The 18,940-nt window shown below is 60.1% G+C and carries 14 protein-coding genes; 4 read left to right on the top strand and 10 right to left on the bottom strand.

The features are described 5' to 3' along the window. Positions 1 to 20 precede the first annotated feature (20 nt). From GHO03_RS10185 to GHO03_RS10175, 3 genes are all read right to left on the bottom strand, one after another. Positions 21 to 1,178 (bottom strand): DUF1624 domain-containing protein, encoded by a 1,158-nt coding sequence (locus GHO03_RS10185; RefSeq protein ID WP_095019936.1) that lies wholly within the window; start codon positions 1,176 to 1,178, stop codon positions 21 to 23. Positions 1,179 to 1,280: 102 nt separating this feature from the next. After that, the gene (locus GHO03_RS10180; RefSeq protein WP_153399753.1) at positions 1,281 to 2,579 is read right to left on the bottom strand and encodes an MFS transporter; all 1,299 of its coding nucleotides are present in this window, start codon (positions 2,577 to 2,579) and stop codon (positions 1,281 to 1,283) included. Between the two features lie 34 nt (positions 2,580 to 2,613). Continuing rightward, positions 2,614 to 3,387: an SDR family NAD(P)-dependent oxidoreductase gene (locus GHO03_RS10175; protein ID WP_095000241.1), complete on the bottom strand. Its 774-nt coding sequence runs from the start codon at positions 3,385 to 3,387 to the stop codon at positions 2,614 to 2,616. 182 nt (positions 3,388 to 3,569) lie between these two features. Between GHO03_RS10175 and GHO03_RS10170 the strand changes: the two genes are divergently transcribed. Continuing rightward, positions 3,570 to 3,905 (top strand): RcnB family protein, encoded by a 336-nt coding sequence (locus GHO03_RS10170; protein WP_095000240.1) that lies wholly within the window; start codon positions 3,570 to 3,572, stop codon positions 3,903 to 3,905. Between the two features lie 95 nt (positions 3,906 to 4,000). On the opposite strand, the gene GHO03_RS10165 is transcribed toward GHO03_RS10170, so the two are convergent. The 7 genes from GHO03_RS10165 to GHO03_RS10135 form a co-directional block, all read right to left on the bottom strand. Continuing rightward, a complete protein-coding gene (locus GHO03_RS10165; protein ID WP_095000239.1) occupies positions 4,001 to 4,504 on the bottom strand; it encodes a PaaI family thioesterase in 504 nt (167 codons plus the stop codon). Positions 4,505 to 4,581: 77 nt separating this feature from the next. Further along, a complete protein-coding gene (locus GHO03_RS10160) occupies positions 4,582 to 5,028 on the bottom strand; it encodes a MaoC/PaaZ C-terminal domain-containing protein (RefSeq protein ID WP_153399751.1) in 447 nt (148 codons plus the stop codon). Further along, positions 5,025 to 6,662 carry an AMP-binding protein gene (locus GHO03_RS10155; RefSeq protein ID WP_153381017.1) on the bottom strand — a complete coding sequence of 546 codons (1,638 nt, stop codon included), beginning with the start codon at positions 6,660 to 6,662 and terminating at the stop codon, positions 5,025 to 5,027. Before GHO03_RS10155 ends, GHO03_RS10160 begins: the two co-directional genes overlap by 4 nt. A 29-nt stretch (positions 6,663 to 6,691) precedes the next feature. Continuing rightward, a complete protein-coding gene (locus GHO03_RS10150) occupies positions 6,692 to 8,077 on the bottom strand; it encodes a GntP family permease (RefSeq protein WP_153399749.1) in 1,386 nt (461 codons plus the stop codon). Between the two features lie 105 nt (positions 8,078 to 8,182). Beyond that, positions 8,183 to 11,242 (bottom strand): efflux RND transporter permease subunit, encoded by a 3,060-nt coding sequence (locus GHO03_RS10145; RefSeq protein ID WP_153381015.1) that lies wholly within the window; start codon positions 11,240 to 11,242, stop codon positions 8,183 to 8,185. Between the two features lie 9 nt (positions 11,243 to 11,251). After that, complete coding sequence (locus tag GHO03_RS10140; protein ID WP_178102666.1) at positions 11,252 to 12,364, bottom strand: efflux RND transporter periplasmic adaptor subunit; 1,113 nt, start codon at positions 12,362 to 12,364, stop codon at positions 11,252 to 11,254. Between the two features lie 89 nt (positions 12,365 to 12,453). Continuing rightward, on the bottom strand, positions 12,454 to 14,001 hold the full coding sequence (locus GHO03_RS10135; RefSeq protein ID WP_153399747.1) for an efflux transporter outer membrane subunit: 1,548 nt from the start codon (positions 13,999 to 14,001) through the stop codon (positions 12,454 to 12,456). 241 nt (positions 14,002 to 14,242) lie between these two features. Between GHO03_RS10135 and GHO03_RS10130 the strand changes: the two genes are divergently transcribed. From GHO03_RS10130 to GHO03_RS10120, 3 genes are all read left to right on the top strand, one after another. After that, a complete protein-coding gene (locus GHO03_RS10130) occupies positions 14,243 to 15,679 on the top strand; it encodes a coniferyl aldehyde dehydrogenase (RefSeq protein WP_095019932.1) in 1,437 nt (478 codons plus the stop codon). A gap of 112 nt (positions 15,680 to 15,791) precedes the next feature. Continuing rightward, entirely contained in the window at positions 15,792 to 16,961 is a 1,170-nt protein-coding gene (locus tag GHO03_RS10125) for an acyl-CoA dehydrogenase family protein (RefSeq protein WP_095000232.1), read from the top strand. Between the two features lie 32 nt (positions 16,962 to 16,993). Continuing rightward, positions 16,994 to 18,856: a long-chain-acyl-CoA synthetase gene (locus GHO03_RS10120; protein WP_153399744.1), complete on the top strand. Its 1,863-nt coding sequence runs from the start codon at positions 16,994 to 16,996 to the stop codon at positions 18,854 to 18,856. Positions 18,857 to 18,940 lie beyond the last annotated feature (84 nt).

The following is an 18,940-nucleotide window of genomic DNA, read 5'->3' as shown; positions in this document are numbered from 1 at the left end:
AAAGGGGGGCGCCGTCAGAATCAGAAATACTTGAGCCAGGTGATATCCCGCCGGCGGGCTTTCAAGTTGGCGAACCAGCGCACCGGCAAATACAACGAAATGGCCAGCAGCACGGCCGTTAACCACACCGCCCCGATACTGTCGAAACCGAAATAGTTGCCCTGATTCAAGCCAAACAGGGCAACACTGGCCAGGTACAGCACTTTGAGTGCATACAGATGCAACAGATAGAAAAACATCGGGGCTGCGCCAAACACGGCCAGGGTGCTGATCCACTTGCGCTGTTGCGCCCGCTCAAACGTCAGCAACAGCAACAGGCCCACACCCAGGGTCAAGGCGAGAAACAACAGCGAAGGCGGGTATTTAGTGATATTGAAAAAACTCATCACGCTGTGCATGGCGGAGTCATGGCTTGCCCAGGGGGCTTCGCCATAGCCATTGAACAAACGCAGCAGCATAAAGCCGAGCAGGGCGCCACTGCCCGCCAGCAACAGATAGCGCTGGCGCAGGGCTGGCGGGGTGGAGCGGGTGAACCAGGGGCCCAGGCAATAACCCAGAGCAATCACGCCGATCCACGGCAACACCGGATAAGACGTGCGCATGCGCAAGCTGTCGCCCACTTCAATCCAGCCGCGATCATGCAAAATCGCCCAGGGCACATGCATCATCGAGCCCGCCGCAAAATGCAGGTTATCCAGCAGATTGTGCCCGGCGATGATTCCCAGGCCAAGTATCAGCAAGACCGGGCGTGGCAGCCACACCAGGGCGGCAAGGGCGATCATGCTGACGCCAATGGCCCAGATGACCTGCATGTAGATCACCGACGGCGGCAACTGGAAAGTCCAGGCGAAGTTGACCAGAGTGAACTCCAGCAGCACCAGAAACAGCCCGCGCTTGAACAGGAACGCCGAAACATCGCGTTTGCCCTGATACTTTTCGCCATACAGATACGCCGACAGACCGGTCAGCAAGACAAACACCGGCGCACACAGATGGGCCAGGGTACGGCTGAAGAACAGTGCAGGGTCGGTGATCTCGATATTCATCGGGTCGGCTACTTGCCGGTGCAGGAAGAATGTCTCGCGCACGTGGTCCAGCAGCATAAAGAGGATAACCAGGCCCCGCAGGGCATCGATGGACAGCAGGCGCTGATTCAAGGGGGGAGTAGGGAGGGTCATTGAAGGGTCGCTGGCAAGGGAATGTTATAAAGTACTGATACTGTATAACATTCCCTGTTTCGCTGTCACCCCTTTGAGAAACACTCTCAAAGCTGAATATGTCTAGCGCAGCACTTTCACCCAGGCCATCAGCAATGCCGAAGACAGCACCCCGGCCGTCATAAAGATATACGCCGCCCCCGGATTGCCGGTAAGGCCGATCAGGTAGCCCACGATCCAGGAGCCGACAAAGGCCCCCAGGGCGCCACAGGCATTGATCAGGCCAATGGCTCCGCCGAACACGTTCGAAGGAATAATCTCCGGTATCAGTGCGAAAAAAGGCCCATAAGGTGCGTAAAGTGCAGCACCGGCAATAGTCAGCAAAGCAAACGACAACCAGAAATGTGAAGACCCGAGCAGGAACGAGCAGAAGAAGGCCAGCGCCCCCAGGGCCAGCAGCGGCCAGATGAAGGGTTTGCGCTGCTGGGTTTTGTCCGAAGCCCAGGACACAGCCAGCATCGTCGCTACCGCTGCGACATAAGGAACTGCGCTTAGCCAGCCAACTGTCACGATGTCCGCCGCCGCTGCCTGTTTGATAATGCTCGGCAGCCACATGATAAAACCGTACACGCCAATGCTCCACAGCGCATGCACACAGCACAACTGGATCACCACAGGGCTGGTAAACGCCTGACGGTAATTGCGCACTTGCTGCATGCCTTTCTGTTCATCAGCCAGGGTCGCGGCCAGTCGGGCTTTTTCCTGTGGCGTCAACCAGTTCACCTGTTCAGGCCTGTCTCGCGCCATGCGCCACCAGACGAAGGCCCAGAGCACCGCTGGCGCGCCTTCAATGATGAACATTTCGCGCCAGCCCCAGGCCTGGATCAGGTAGCCGGACAGTACCGACATCCACAATACGGTCACCGGGTTGCCCAGCACCAGGAAGGTATTGGCCCGCGAGCGCTCTTTGCGGGTGAACCAGTTGCTGATGAAAATCAGCATGGCCGGCATCACGGCCGCTTCGACAATGCCCAGGGAAACCCGAATAAACATCAGCATCGGGATATTGGTCACCAACCCCGTGGCCATGGCGCAAAAGCCCCACAGGATCAGGCTCCAGAACACCAGTTTGCGCACGCTGTACTTCTGCGCGTACATCGCCCCCGGTACCTGGAAGAAAAAGTAACCGAGAAAAAACAGCGCACCGATCAGCGAGGACATGCCCTTGGTGATGCCCAGGTCCTGCTCGATGCCCGCCGCACTGGCAAAGCCGTAGTTGGCCCGGTCCAGGTAGGCCAGGCTGTAAGTAATGAATATCAGCGGGATCAGATACAGCCAGCGTTTGGTCGCGAAGCCCTGGGTCTTGACCTGCGCACTGCCGATCTCGCTCAAGGGCAGTGCTGGTTCTTTAAGCGTGCTCATGGGGTGTTCCTTGTTATTGTTTTTCAGGTGCGGGTCAAACAACGCTGGTCAGGCCCCCGTCCACAAACAGGGTTTGCCCGTTGATAAAGTCCGAAGCCGGCGAAGCCAGGAACACCGCGGCTCCGCACAGCTCATCAACCCGGCCCCAGCGGCCAGCCGGGGTGCGCTTGCACAGCCACTCGGAAAACTCCTGGTTATCGACCAGGGCGCGATTCATTTCGGTGGCAAAATAGCCCGGAGCCAGGCCATTGGCCTGGATGCCATGCCGTGCCCACTCGGCGCACATGCCTTTGGTGAGCATCTTCACTGCGCCTTTGGAGGCGGCATAAGGGGCGATGGTCGGGCGTGCCAGCTGGCTTTGCACCGAGCAGATATTGATGATCTTGCCGCGACCGCGGGCGATCATGTGCCGCGCAACAGCTTGGGAAACATGGAACACACCGTCCAGGTTGGTGCGCATCACGTCGTGCCAGTCGCTGGCGCTGAAGTCCTCCAGTGGCGCACGACGCTGGATGCCGGCGTTGTTGACCAGAATATCGATGGCCCCGACATCGCTCTCAAAGGTGTTGATCGCGGCTAGCAATTGCTCGCGGTCGGTCACATCGAAGGCCACGGATTCAGCCTTCAGCCCTTCGTCGCGCAGTTGAGCGGCCACGGCACGAGATTTATCGATATTGCGAGTGTTGATCACCACCGTTGCGCCAGCTGCGCCCAGGCCGCGGGCCAGTTCAAGCCCGATACCCTGGCCTGATCCGGTGATCAGGGCCCGACGTCCCTCAAGCTTGAAGCTGTTGATATTGAATGACATGCTGTTCTCCACAAATGGCCGTTTATTATTTTCAGCGGCCTTGTGGTTACTTCACCTCAAGCTATAAGTGCAGTCCAATCGTCATTGCTGATCTCGTGATCAATATTCTTGATTAAGATATTGGAACGTACTGCAGTGAGGGCTTGTCCATAAAGCCTGTACTCCCATACGTTGAGGTGAACATGCGCAGCTTGATTTCTGCATCAATAATGGCCGGTCTTTTGTGCGCCATGCCTTACGCAGCACAGGCTGATGACGACAAACCCGGGGACTGCAAGCCGGGGCAGATACTGGCTGAGTCCATGGACCTGAGCAGTTGCTATGGCAACGGCGACAAGGCGCCTGATCAATTCATCCGGGACGCGGAGGCGATCAAGGACTGGCACGCCCGGGGCCTGCCAAAACCTGATGAACATGAACAGTGGGTGCAAATCAGCGGCCACTATGTGCTGGTCAATCGCGTCAATGCGGTGATCAAGGAGATCCGCACCAAAGACGCCAGAGTCCTGAGTAAATAACGGCTGGATCCCGGACCAGTCAGCTCCCACCGATTGCGCTGCTGGCAATCAGGGTGGGAGCGAGCTTGCTCGCGATGATGTCACGCCGATCAGCTTTAACCCGCAGCGCGGCCATGGGCTGCCGTGGCCAGTTGCCCGGTGTCGACCCGTACGAAAATCGAATCGCCCACCGCCGTCAGCACATCCCCGGCATAGACCTCGCATATAATCCGCGTTTTACGCCCCACGTCGCCTTCCACCCGGGCCCGCAAGGTCAGCGGCACGCCCATGGGCGTCGGTTTGATAAATTTGATTCCCAGGTTGCCCGTGACGCAATTGATCCGCGGCAGGCTGGCCGCATCGCGCTGCTCCATGCGGTAGTGATAAGCCATGGCCGTCCAGTTCGAATGGCAGTCCACCAGCATGGCGATCATGCCGCCGTATACCAGTTCGGGCCAACCGCAATATTTGGGGTCCGGCAGGTGTTCGGCGATCACATGCACACCGTCTGCGTGCCAGTAACTCTTGATATGCAAGCCGTGAGGGTTGTGGCTGCCGCAGCCATAACAGACTCCATCGGGGGCTGCGGTGTCTTGCAGAGAGGTCGTTAGCCGGGACATATCATATTCATCCTCAAGGACCCGCCGACTTGTCGTGGCGGGCAATGTTCACAGCCAGCCGGGCTGTTGGAAAAGGTCTAAACCGGCGTCCGATTGCTGAGCAAAATCTTGCCGCTGGCCTCGGCAATCTGCTCGCCGCGCTGGTTGCTGCAATAGCCGCTGAGTATCGCAATACCGCCATTGCTGCGGGGTTTGTCGAGAGTTTCGGTAATGGTCCATTCGACACTCAGGGTGTCGCCTGCAAACACCGGAGCGATAAACCGGCAGTTATGCTCAAGGTAGGCCACGGCGGTGCCGTAGAAGTACATGCCGATGGAAGCAGACATGAAGGCGCTGGTCATTGGCCCATGCAGGATCGGTCGACCGAAACGGCTGCTGGCACAAAATTGGGCATCGCTGTGCAACGGGTTGAAGTCACCAAACATGTCGCAGGCACGGCTGATGTGTGACGCATCGATGGTCAGCGACTGGCCAAACGTTTCGCCCCGGGTAATTTCGTCGAAAGCCTTTCCTAGAAAATTCATGCTTGCAGCTCCATCGCAGTACGTTGTTCTTCCAGTTCGCGCAGGGCCTTGCGAATGATTTTGCCCGTCGTGGTCATGGGCAGTTCGTCTAGGAATTCAATTTCACGGGGGTACTCATGGGCGGCCAGTTGTGCGCGAACATGCGCCTGCAGCTCGCGTATGGTGTTGTTGCTGGCGGCGTAGCCGTGGTTGAGGACGACAAACGCCTTGACCACCTCGGTACGAATCGGATCTTTCTTGCCGATAGCCGCCGCCATTTTCACCGCCGGATGCTTGATCAGGCAGTCTTCGATGGGGGTCGGTCCGATGCGATAGCCTGCGCTGGTGATGACGTCATCGTTGCGTCCAAGGAAGAAGATATAGCCATCCTCATCCATCGAACCCTTGTCGCCCGTCACCAGCCAGCCGTTGAGGTATTTCTCGGCAGTGGCCTGGCTGTTTTCCCAATAGCGCAGCATCTGGCTGCCGTTGGGCGTGGCCACGGCAATATGCCCTGAACCACCTGTGGGCACGGGCACGCCATAGTCGTCGACGATGGCCACGTCAAACCCCTCGACCGCGCGGCCAATGGCATGGGGGCGGTAGATCCCCTGGCTGGCGCAGGAGGACACCACCAGATTGCATTCGGTCTGGCCATAAAATTCATTGATGCGCACGCCCAGCGCCTGGTCGCCCCAGGCCAACAGTTCATCACCCAGTGACTCGCCACCACTGGCAACCGACCGCAGCGCGAGATGCCAGCGCTGTTGCGGGTTTTCGACAGGGCGTAACAGCTTGAGGGCGGTGGGCGGGAAGAAGACATTTTTAATCTGCAATGCTTCAATCAGGGCAAATACGTCTTCAGGTACAAACTTGTCAGCGCGGTGGGCCACCACCGGCACGCCGTGATACCAGGCAGGTAGCAGCACATCGAGCAACCCGCCAATCCATGCCCAGTCTGCCGGGGTCCACATCCGGTCACCGGGCTGGGGGAAGTCGTCGTGTGAATTGCGCACGCCGGGCAAATGCCCGAGCAACACGCGATGGGCATGCAAAGCGCCTTTAGGATGGCCGGTGGTGCCGGAGGTGTAGATGATCAGTGCCGGATCCTCGGCCGCCGTATCGAGGGTCTCGAACTGGTCACTGTGGCACTGCAGTTGCTCATGGTAATCAAGCACGTCATTACGATGCGCGGGTGCATCGATAACGTAGCACAGCTGTAAGTGGGCAAGGCCGGCACGAATTCCGTCGATCTTCTGCAGGCCGCTGGCGTCGGTGATCAGCGCACGCATTGAACAGTTCGAAGCGCGATGTTCGATGGCGTCCGCACCGAACAGCTTGAACAGCGGAACCGCAATGGCGCCCAGCTTGTACAGCGCGATATGGGCGGTGCCGGCCTCCAGGCCTTGAGGGAGCATGATCCCGACCCTGTCACCTGCGTTGATACCTTGTGCGCGCAAACTGTTGGCCAGGCGGTTGGCCTGTTGTTGCAAGGCCAAAAAGCTGTGGTATTGAACCGTGCCATCGGCATTTTTCTGGATGATCGCAATGCGTTCGGGGTCGTCAGCCCAGCGGTCACAGCAAGCCCGGGCAATATTGAAACGCTGCGAAGCATCCCGTTGCGGGTCGCTGGGAGAGAGAGGTGCCGTGTTCATGGTCGAGTCCTTGTTGTTATGCGCCATGGTCAGAAGCTGCCGAACGTTGAACCCAGCACCATGACCACCAGCAAGGCGGTCATGGGCACAACGGTCGTCATCATGAAAATTTGCGGGTAGGACTGGCGGTGCGTAAGGTTACAAATTGCCAGTAAGGTGATCACCGCGCCCGAGTGGGGCAGGGTGTCCAGGCCGCCGGCAGCAATGGTAGCGACCCGGTGAAACAGGTCGGGGCTGATGCCCGCGGCTTCGATCATGCGCAGATAGTCCGCGCCCAGGGTGCGGAAGGCGATGCTCAGGCCTCCGGACGAGGAGCCGGTAATGCCTGCCAGCACGTTCATGCTGAGCACGGCCGAAATCAGCGGATGCTCCGGCGAGACATTGAGGATGGTGTCCTTGATCAGCGCAAATCCGGCCATACCGGCGATCACCGCGCCATAGGCCACTTCCGAAGCTGTGTTGAAGATCGGCAGCAGGGCGCCGATGGTGCCCTTGTTGAGGGTGACCGTCAGGTTGTCCCAGCGGCGCCAGTTGAGCAGGATCACAAATACGATTGCGCACATCAGGGCCAACAGCACGGACCACAGCCCTATGACGCTCACCGGCTCGATATTGCCAAAGCGCTCTTCACGCAAAACGCTGAGGTCCAGGGCAGGCAGGATCCAGTAGCTGAACGCCGCGTTCAGGCCGATCACCACGATTATCGGCAGCAGGGCTACGAGCAGTCCGGGTTTTTTTATGCTGGCATTCGACGCTATTTCGTCGTCATGGGGGCCGTAGCCTTCACCCTTGGCCATGGCCTTGCGGGCTCGCGATTGCAGCATCCAGCTGCCCATCCACAGCATGACGATCGACGCGATGATGCCCAGGCCCGGGGCGGCGAAGGTGGTGGTGCCCAGATAAGCCGTGGGAATCGAGTTCTGTATCGACGGTGCGCCAGGCAGCGCGGTCATGGTGAAGGTAAAGGCCCCCAGCGCGATGGCCGCTGGCATATAGCGTTTTGGCGTGCCGGACTCACGAAAAATTGCCGCCCCGATCGGGTATACGGCAAAGGCCACCACAAACAGCGATACGCCACCGTAGGTCAACAGCGCACAGGCCAGCACTACGGTGAGAATTGCATGGCGATGGCCGAGTTTGCGCATAAACCAGTCAGCGATGGTATGCGCTGCTCCGGAGTCGGCGACCAGCTTGCCGAACAGGGCACCGAGTATGAACAGGGGGAGAAACTTGATCACATAGAGCCCCAGCTCCTTCATGAACAGCTGGGTAAAGGTGGGCATGATATCTGCGGCTGCCCCGCTGAGAAGAACGGCCAGCGCGGCCATCAACGGCGCCAGGATCAAAACCGTCACGCCCCGGTAGGCGAAAAACATCAACAACAGAAGGGATATCAGTATCGCCATCGTGCTCATGGGTGGCTCTCTTATAATTATTGTTTTGGCTTGTTTTTGTGCTTACGTTTACGTTTGCGTCAACCTAGAGCACGTATGCGACCCTGTCAACCTTGCCCCCTGTATTCATCCGCCGCGCGGATCTGTCGAGGGTCGTGCAGCCTGGAGGTGATGGCTGGAACCGATAAACATATACATCGCCGGCACCATGAACAGCGTCAGCAGGGTGCCGATAGACAGCCCGGCGAAGATCACCAGACCCATATCATGGCGCCCTGCAGCCCCGGCACCGGAAGCCCAGACCAGCGGCACCACGCCCAGTACCATCGCGGCCGTGGTCATCAGGATCGGCCGCAGACGCACGCCGGCGGCTTCCTCAATGGCCTCACGCTTGCTGCGGCCTGCGCTTTGCAGTTCATTGGCAAATTGCACGATCAGGATCCCGTGCTTGGTGATCAGCCCCAGCAGCGTCACCAGGCCCACCTGGGTGTACACATTGATCGAGGCAAAGCCCATGGTAATAAAGGCCAGCGCACCAAACAGTGCCGGCGGCACCGAGAACAGAATGACCACCGGATCGCGGAAGCTTTCGAACTGGAAGGCCAGGGCCAGGTAGACGATTAATATCGAGAACAGCAGCAAGCCGACAAAGCCGCCGGACTCTTGCATGAACTGACGCGACTCGCCGGAAAAGTCCGAGGTGTAACCCGAGGGCGCAATGTCGCTCAGGATAGTGTTGAGCCTGGCCAGCAACTCGCCCTGGGCCACACCGCTGACGCCCGAGAGGGTCGCCGAGTTCAACTGCTGGAAGTGATTGATCGACTCGGGTTGTGTCGAGGTCTCGATATGCGCCACCGTGCGCGCCGGGATCATCACACCGGCGGGCGTACGGATGTAGTAATCGAGAATCTGCTCGGGGTTGAGCCGGTCAACCTGCAGTACTTGCGGGATGACTTTGTATGAGCGCCCGGCGGTCGAGAAGTAATTGACGTAGTTGCCACCCAATGCAGCTGACAGGGCTGCGCCGACATCTGCCTGGGTCATGCCCAGTGCGGCAATTTTTTCCCGGTCGACCACCAGTCTGGCCTGCGGTTTGTCCAGTTTCAGGTCCATGTCGGCAAACCAGAACAGCTGTTGCTTCTGGGCTTCGGCCATCACGGCCTGAGCCACTTCATTGAGGTTTTCTACCGAGTCGGTGGTGGTGATCACAAACTGCACCGGCAATCCCTGGGCGCCCGGTAACGAAGGCAATGGGAAGGCAGCGACGGTGGCCCCCGGCACCTGATTCCATTTTTGCTGAAGATCGAAGATCAGCTCGGCCTGGGAGCGTGTGCGCTCGCTCCAGGGCTTGAGCAAGACCCCGCCCAGGCCCTGATTGAGGGCGGGCAGCCCGGTCAGCTGGAACATCTGCGCGTATTCAGGCTCCTTGCTGGCGATCTGAAACGCCTGGTCGGCAATGCGCTCCATCTGTTGCGGTGCAGCTGTCGGCGGGCCTTTGATCATCATGAACACCAGCCCTTGGTCTTCGGTCGGTGACAGTTCGCTTTTGGCGGTCATGCCACTGGCGGCGACCAGTACAAACAGGACAAAGCCAAAGGTCACCAGCACCGGCCAACTATCCAGACCGGCTGACAAAACGCGATGGTAACGCCCGCGCAGCCAGTCAAAACACTGATCGAGCCGGCGCGCGAAGCGACCTTCATCCTGCCCGGGTTGCAATAGCCGGGAGGTCATCATCGGTGACAGCGTCAAGGCCACCACTGCCGATACGGTTACCGCACCGGCCAGGGAAAAACAGAACTCCTTGAACAGTGCCCCCGTCAAGCCGCTGCGCAGCCCGATCGGCACATAGGCGGCAATCAGCACCACCGTCATCGCGATGATCGGGCCGCCCAGTTCACGCGCCGCCATCAACGCGGCTTCAAATACACCTTTGCCTTGCTCCTTGATATGCCGGTCGACGTTTTCCACCACGATAATCGCGTCGTCCACCACCAGACCAATGGCCAGAACCAATGCAAGCAAGGTCAGCAGGTTTATCGAGTAACCCAGCAGGTACATGACAAAGAAGGTGCCGACCAGCGACAGCGGTATCGCCACCAGTGGCACTATCACCGCGCGGAATGAGCCGAGGAACAGGTAGATGACCACCGACACTATGACCAAAGCTTCCGCCAGGGTCTTGACCACCTCGATAATCGAAGTATTGATGAACGCCGTGGAGTCATAAACAATTTCGCCGCGCACGCCTGCAGGCAATTGCGCTTGCAGTTCGGGGAAGGCGTCGCGCACGCTGCTGGCAACGCTGAGGATATTGGCATTGGGCGCGGCCTTGATACCGACGAACACCGAACGTTTGCCGGAAAACGCCACGCTGCTGTCGTAGCTTTCTGCACCCAGGGTCACAGTGGCGACATCTTCCAGGTACACCAGGGCATCGTCGTTGTTCTTGATCACCAGCCGCTTGAATTCATCCACCGTGTGCAAGTCGGTTCCGGCCGTCAGGTCTACCGTGACCATTTGCCCGCGGGTTGAACCCACGGCAGACAGGTAGTTGTTGTTGGCCAGCGCCGCGACTACGTCCTGGGCGGTGACGTTATGGGCCGCCAGTTTGTCCGGGTCCAGCCAGGCACGCAGGGCGAACTGGCGCCCACCGAGGATTTCTGCGGTTTGCACGCCCTGGATCGAGTCGAGCTTGGGTTTGACCACCCGCACCAGATAATCGGTGATGTTATTGGTGGGCAGGGTGTCGCTGTAGAACCCCAGGTACATGGCATCCGTGGTTTGCCCCACCGCAACCGACAGCACCGGTTCCTGGGCCTGGGCCGGTAGCTGGTTCTTGACCGAGTTGACCTGGGTGTTGATCTCGGTCAGGGCCTTGCTGGCGTCGAAGTTCAGCCGCAGCGTGGCGGTAATGGTCGAGACCCCGGTAATACTCGACGAAGACAGATAATCGATGCCCTGGGCCTGGGCGATCGCCGACTCCAGTGGCTGGGTGATAAACCCGGCAACTGTGGCTGCATCGGCGCCGTAGTAGGCGGTAGTAATAGTGACCACCGCATTTTCGGTTCGCGGCCATTGGTTGACCGGCAATTCGAAGATCGAACGTAGCCCCAGGATCAGGATAAACAGCGAAACCACTACGGCCCAGACCGGGCGCTGGATAAAGGTATCGGTGAGCTTCATGGGTCACCTTTAATGTTCTTGAGGCGTTGGCGCCGCATCGTTGAGCGGCGCAGCACTGTTGTCGATCTGCACCGGTGAGCCATTTTTGAGTTTCATCTGACCACTGGTGATCAACAGGTCGCCTTCCTTCACACCGGACAGGATGGCGACCTGATCGCCACGGGTCGGTCCGGTCTTGATAAAGGTCTGTTGCGCCGTGAGAACGTCTTCACCCTTGTCGTTCTTGCTCGACAGCGCGATAAAAACGGTGGTGCCGTAGGGGTTATAGGTGACGGCTGTCTGTGGCACGGTCAGGTAGCGCAGCACCGCCCCCGAGTCGACAACTGCGCGGGCAAACATGCCGGGCACCAGGTTTTTCCCGGGGTTGGCAACGCTGGCTTCGACCGTGACGTTACGCGTGGTCGGGTCGAAGCGGGTGTCTATGGTGCTGACGCGCCCCGTGAATGTCTGGTTGGAGAGGCCGTCGGCGGTCACCGATACTTTTTGGCCGACAGCAATGGCTTCCAGTTGGGTCTGGGGCACGTTGAAGTCGATATAGATGGGGTCGAAGGTTTGCAACGTGGCGATTTTGTCACCGGGGTTGAGGTATTGCCCGGGGTTGACAGCAGTAATGCCTATACGCCCGGCAAAGGGCGCACGAATGGTTTTTTGCGCCACCAGCGCCCGCTGCTGTTCTGCGGCGGCCAGTTTGGCTTTGAGGTCTGCGTTGTCGGTGTCCACTTGCGCCTGGGACACGGCGTTGACCGCCAGTTGTGCGCGGTCACGCTTGAGGACGATGGCGGCCAGGTCCGCCGTGGCTTCCAGCGAATGGAGCAGGGCGATGTCCGAATCAGCATTCAATTGAACCAGCAGCGCCTGTGCTGCCACTTCCTGGCCCGGTGTAAAACCGATGCTGCGCACAATGCCACCCGCTTCGGTGGTCACATCGACCCCGCGCACGGCTTTTATCGAGCCCACGGCGGTCACCGTCGGCTGCCAGTCGTCGAACGGTACTTGTATGGCGGTGACGACGGCGGCGGGCAAGGGCTGCTTTGCCTGGGCAATCATGGCTGAGATCTGCGCGAACTTGACCCCGGCAATGATCGCGACAATCACCAGCACCACCCCGATCATGATAAGCATCGGCCGCCACAGCCTGCGCCTTGCAGTGGGTTGCGCGAGTGAGTCGTTGTTGACGTCAGCCATGGTTGTTCTCGCTGTTTCAATGGTATTCAGTCGAGCCGCGTGGGTTTGGCGGGCGCGGTCTTGTTGTGACTCGGCATGAGTTCTTGCCAGGTCGGCAAGCCGAATCGGTCAGGGCGGCCCTGGGGGTCAGGGTCGCTGCGGTTCCACCAGCCGCCGCCCAGAGCCTGGAACAGCGCTGCGGTATCGCTGTAGCGCACGGCCTGGGCCTGGACCCGGGTGAGCACGGTGTTCTGGTAGGTTTGCTGCGCCGTGAGCAAGTTGATATAAGCCACCGCTCCCAGGCGGTACTGCGCCTGCACCAGGGCAAGGCTGGCCTGGGCGGACTGCTCCGCAGCCACTTGCTGCTTGAGCGTCTCGGCATCGGCCTCCAGCGCCCTGAGCGCGTTGGCCACATCCTGGAATGCGGCAAGCACCGTACCGCGGTACTGCGCCGCCGACTGGTCATACGCCGCAACCGCCGCCCGTTTTCGGTGTTCAAGCGCACCAGCATCGAACAGCGGTTGGGCAATTGCCCCGGCCAGGCTCCATACACCCGAGCCTGCGGAAAACAGCGTGCTGCCGCTGGCTACCGTGGAACCCAATGAACCGGTAATGCTGAACTGTGGCAACTGATTGGCCACCGCCACGCCAATATTGGCACTGGCCTCATGCAGTTGCGCCTGAGCGGAGCGCACATCCGGACGCTGTTCGACGATTGCCGAGGGCAGACTCACTGGCAATTCTTGCGGCAGATGCAGGGACGCCAGGTTGAAACGCTCGCCCTTGTCCTGATTGGGGAACCTGCCCAGGTAGGCCATCAACTGGTTCCGGGTTTGCGCCAACTGCTTTTGCAAGGGCGCCAGAGTAGCGCGGGTTTGCGCCAGGGCAGTTTGCTGGGTCAATACATCGGTATCGGCAATGGCACCGAGGCGCCGCTGCGCCTGCAGCAGGTCGAGCTGGTCGCTCTGTAGCTGGATGATTTGCCCGGTCGCCGCAATCTGATCGCGCAGGGACGCCAGGCTGACGGCGGTATTGACCACATTGGTGGATAGCGTGAGGTAGGTGGCCTCAAGCTGAAAACGCTGGTACTCGGCTTGCGCCGTGGACGACTCGATCTGCCGGCGCGTACCGCCGAAGACATCCGGCGCATAGGACACGCTCAGTGACGCGGAGCTGAGTGTGAGAATCGGCGACGACGCCGTACCGGATGTGGTCCCGGAGACTTTCTGGCGGGTTTTCGACAAATTGCCGTTCAGGACGGGAAACAAGGAAGCCTGATCGACATACACCTGCTCATTGGCCTGGCGCAATGCTGCTTGCGCGGCGCTGATATCCGGGTTGGCGCGCAAGGCCTCTTCCACCAGGGCGTTCAATTCCGGCGAGCGGAACAGTGTCCACCATTGCCCGGGTATATCCATGCCGGCAATCAGGCGTTGCGCAGCGCCGCCAGCGTCGATATCGGCCCGGGCGGTGGTCGTGAGGTTGTGCGTGGAGTAACCGGCATCCGCAGCGACTTCGGGACGAACAAAGTCAGGCCCCAGGGTACAACCTGCGAGGGCAATGAACAGCAGACTCAGCGGCAAGCACCGTTGCATCCGACAGCCCTCCTGAAAGGGCAGGTAGTGACGGGATTCAAGTCACGTTGGCAGTTGGACTGAACGTTAATCCAAGCGCGGGACAACCGCAACCAGAGGAAACCTTCGCCCTCGGCGGGGTGTACAGGTTACGGGGGCACTCTGGCTTACTCGTCCACTTGGACGAGGCGCTTGCACGCAGGATCGGGCTAGCTTTCGCTCAGGGTGTTGTGCGGGCCCTTGTTCAGTTGAGGAGGCATCAATGAGTTGTGCAATTTCTTGCGCTGATGGTCTGGCAGCCCTGTTGCTTGAGCAGAAAGCCGCGTTCAACGCTCAGGGCGCAGTCAGCGCTGCGCAGCGCCGGGCGCGAATCCAGCGGGTAATCGACATACTGGTGGACCACCACCTGGCGCTGGCCGAGGCGATGGATGCCGACTTTGGCGGTCGCCCCCGGGGGTTCTCATTGATGAACGATGTGCTGGGGGCACTGGGCTCGCTCAAGCACGCCCGGGACCACCTCGAAAGCTGGATGCAGGATGAACCGCGACAGGTCTTCAGCCCCTATGATCAGCTCGGTGCCCAGGCATGGGTGATGTACCAGCCCAAGGGCACCGTGGGCATTCTGGGGACCTGGAACGCGCCGCTGTACACACTGCTCAGCCCGCTGGCTTCGGCGCTGGCGGCAGGTAACCGGGCGATCCTCAAGCCCTCGGAGGTGGTACCGCGCACTGCCGCGCTGGTTGCCAGGCTGTTTGCCGAACTGTTCGACCCGCTGGAAGTGGGGGTGGTCACCGGCGGCGCCGACCTGGCCCAGGCTTTTACTGCGCAACCCTTTGATCACCTGGTGTTTACCGGCAGTACCGCCGTGGCCCGCTCGGTGATGGGTAATGCAGCGCAAAACCTGGTGCCGGTGACACTGGAACTGGGCGGTAAATCGCCAGTGATCGTTGCCCGCAGCGCGGATCTGGCCACGGCGGCCTTTCGCATTGCTCTGTCCAAGACCACCAACAGCGGTCAGGTCTGCATCAACCCGGACCTGGTCTACGTTGCCCGTGAGCAGCTTGAGGCGTTTATCAATGCCTTTGCTGGCGCTTACCGCGGGTTCATCCCCGAGGTAAGCGACAACCCGGATGTAGTTGCCGTGGTCAACCCACAACATCTGGCCCGGGTGGAAAATCTGGTTGACCAGGCCCGTCAGGCCGGTGCCCGGGTGATAAGCCTGCCCTATGCGCAAGCGGTCGATATGCAAAACCGTCGGCGCCCGCTGCAACTGGTTATCGACCCGCCTCAAGACAGCTTGATCATGCACGAAGAGATCTTCGGCCCGGCCATGGTCGTGCTGCCCTACGACGAGGTCGACCAGGTGATTGCGCATATCAATGACCGGCCACGGCCACTGGCCCTCTACTACTTTGGCAACGATGCCCTTGAACAGCGTCATGTGCTGGAGCACACCTTGTCCGGTGGCGTCACCCTCAATGACGTGATGATGCATGCCGCCTTGCATGATGCTCCGTTCGGCGGTATCGGCGGCTCGGGCATGGGCCATTACCACGGCCGTGAAGGGTTCCTTGAGTTCAGCCACCTGCGCACCGTTCTCAAGGCACCCGACCACGACCCGCGCGGCGAATGGGGCTTGCTGCCGCCTTATAGCGAGCATTTCGAGGCGGCAATGCTGGCGCAGATCACTCGGGATTGATCCTGGCAGACGGTTGTTTTGTTCGTCCATACAGACGAAGCGGCGGGGCGCAGACAGCCTTAGAGTGAGCCGCACACAAGCACGTTTTCTAACAGTCTGGAGGCGCGTCCCCATGTTTGTCGATCTCACCCCTGAACAGCATGCATTGCGACTCAAGGTCCGGGACTATTTCCAGAACCTGATGACCCCCGAGCTGCGCCAGCAGATGCGCGGTACCGAAGGTGGCGAGCTGTTTCGCCGCACCATCGCGCAAATCGGTCGCGATGGCTGGCTGGCGGTAGGCTGGCCCAAGGCCTATGGCGGGCAGGGTTATGGCCCGACCGAGCAATTGATTTTCTTTGAAGAAGCCAATATCGCCGGCGCGCCACTGCCATTCGTGACCATCAGTACCGTTGGCCCGGCGCTGATGGCCCACGGCTCGGCGTTGCAAAAGGATAAATTCCTGCCAGGGATCGCCGCCGGGGACATCAACTTCGCCATCGGTTACTCCGAAGCCAGTGCTGGCAGCGATCTGGCGGTATTGAAAACCGCCGCCCGTGAAGATGCCGACGGTTTTGTGGTCAATGGCAGCAAGCTCTGGACCTCGGGCGCCGATGCGGCCGATTTCATCTGGCTGGCGGCCCGTACCGACCCCGAGCAGGCGCGTCACAAGGGCATTTCGATCCTGATTCTCGACACCCGTGCCCAAGGGTTTTCCAGCACCCTGATCCCGACCTCCGGCAACCCTACGGCGGCCACCTATTACGACAATGTGCGGGTGCCACGCAACATGCTGGTGGGTGAGCTGCATGGCGGCTGGAAACTGATCACGGCTCAGCTCAACCACGAACGCCTGGGCCTGGGGGCCTGGTCCGACAAAGTGGTCAGCCTGTTCAACCGCGTCTATCTGTGGGCACGTTGCGCCGATGAGCAGGGCCACCGCGCCACTGATGTGGCCTGGGTCAAGCGTGATCTGGCCGAGTGTTATGCCCGGCTTGAAGCCATGCGCCTGATCAATTTCCGGATTGCCGCCGACCTTGAACGTGACCGTGTGGACGTCGCACTGGCCTCGACCACCAAGGTCTACGGCTCGGAGTCGGCGATCGAGATCCTGCGCAAGCTGTCAGCCATCCTGGGTGCCAGTGGCCTGACCCGGGCCGGTTCGGCAGCGGCTTATCTGCTTGGCGAGCTGGAATATGAGGTGCGGGCATCGGTCAACCTGACCTTTGGCGGTGGCACCAATGAGATCCAGCGCGAGCTGATTGCCCAGTTCGGCCTGGGCATGCCGCGCACACAACGCTGAGTTACGCAGTGGCCCCAATATCGGAGATAAGGATGAACGATTTCAACAACGCAACCCTGCTGTCCAGTGCCGAACGCGCAGTTGTGCCACGGGAGCAGACGCAGGCAATTCTCGATTTGCGGGCCGCCGCCAGTGCCCGGATCAAACCGGCCGATCGCTACACCCTTGCCGATCGCCTCGAAGAGCAGGCGCAGCGTCACGGCGAACGGCCCTTTATCATTTATGGCGAACAGCGTCTCAGTTTCGCCCTGATCAATGCCCGCGCCGACCGTTTGGCCCATGTCCTGTATGCCCGCGGCCTGCGTCCGGGTGATGTCTGCGCCCTGGCGATGGAGAACCGCCCGGAGTTTTTCTGTTGCTGGTTCGCCCTGGCCAAGCTCGGCGTGGTGGCGGGTTTCGTCAATACCCAGGTCAGCGGCCGGCCACTGGTGCACGCGCTGCAGGCGATCGATGCCAAGGCCATGCTGGTCGGCGAAGAGGTGCTGGGCAATGTGCTTGCCACTCAAGGCTTGCCACCGCTGCCCTTATGGCTGGTAGCGGATACCGAGCAGCCATGGACCGGGGCCATGCCGTCACAGGTCGATACCGGACTGGCTCAAGCACTGGCCACAGCCCCCGCCATGCCATTCCCTCGTGATGTGCGCGCCGACCTGAGAGCCGAGAGCCCGTGCCTGCTGATCTTTACCTCGGGCACCACCGGCCTGCCGAAAGCGGCGCGTTATAGCCATATGCGCTGGATGTCGACCGGTGACATCATGGAAATCACCCTGCAAACCACCGCCCATGACGTGTTTTACTGCTGCTTGCCGCTGTATCACGGTGCAGCCGCCACGTCCGTGACGTCCACCGCGCTGAAAACCGGTGCAACCATTGTGGTACGGCGCAAATTCAGTGTCCGTGAGTTCTGGAACGATGTGCGCAAGCATCATGTGAGCGTGTTCCAGTACATCGGTGAAATCTGCCGCTATCTGCTCAACCAGCCCGAGGTGGCCGGTGAACGTGACCACGGTCTGCGCTGCATGCTCGGCGCCGGGTTGACCCGCGAAAGCTGGCAGAACTGGCTGCGCCGTTTCGGGCCGATCCAAGTGTGTGAAGGCTGGGGCTCCACCGAGTCCAACACCAATGTGGTCAATGTCGACAATTATCTGGGGGCTTGCGGCCGTGTGCCGTACTGGGAAAAGAGCAACTTGCGCCTGGTGCGCTATGACGTTGAAACCGACAGCCACCCACGGGACGAAAATGGCTTCTACCAGCTGTGCGAGGCGGGCGAGGTGGGTGAGGCCCTGGGTTTTATCATCAACCATCCCGACATCGGCGGCGGGCGTTTCGAGGGTTATACCTCAGCCGAGGCGACTGCCAGCAAGATTCGTCGCAATGTGTTCAGCCAGGGCGATGCCTACTGGAGTTCAGGTGACCTGCTGCGTTTTGACAAGGACGGCTACCTGTATTTTATCGACCGCATTGGCGACACTTTCCGCTGGAAAAGTGAAAACGTTTCCACCCTTGAGGTGGCGGCTGCGCTGGGCGACTTCGAAGGCCTTGAGCTGATCAACATTTATGGCGTGCAAGTACCCGGGCAGGAGGGGCGCGCCGGTATGGCGGCGGTGTTGATGCAGCCGGGCCGCCGCTTCGACCCGCAGGCGTTCTATGCATTGACCGAAACGCGCTTGCCGCGTTACGCCGCCCCGGTGTTCGTACGGGTATCGGCAGCGGCTGACCTGACCAGTACCTTCAAGTTGCGCAAGGTCGACCTGCAACGTCAGGGCTATGCCCCTGCAGCATTCAGCGACCCGCTGTTTATCCGTGATGACAGCAGCCGCAGCTATGTGCCGTACAGCGCACAGGTGCTGGAGCGCATTGGCCTGGCCGCTTTTGTCGGGGACACCAGCCAGTGACCGGTCGGCCGTAACTGATCCATAAACCTCACCTATCCAAACAGGCGGCGTCTGAGGTGGGGAGGAATCAAATCATGCTGGCGC

The organism is Pseudomonas sp. FSL R10-1339, assembly GCF_009600545.1.
GTDB lineage: Bacteria > Pseudomonadota > Gammaproteobacteria > Pseudomonadales > Pseudomonadaceae > Aquipseudomonas > Aquipseudomonas bubulae.
This window is presented reverse-complemented; position numbering and strand designations above follow the sequence as displayed.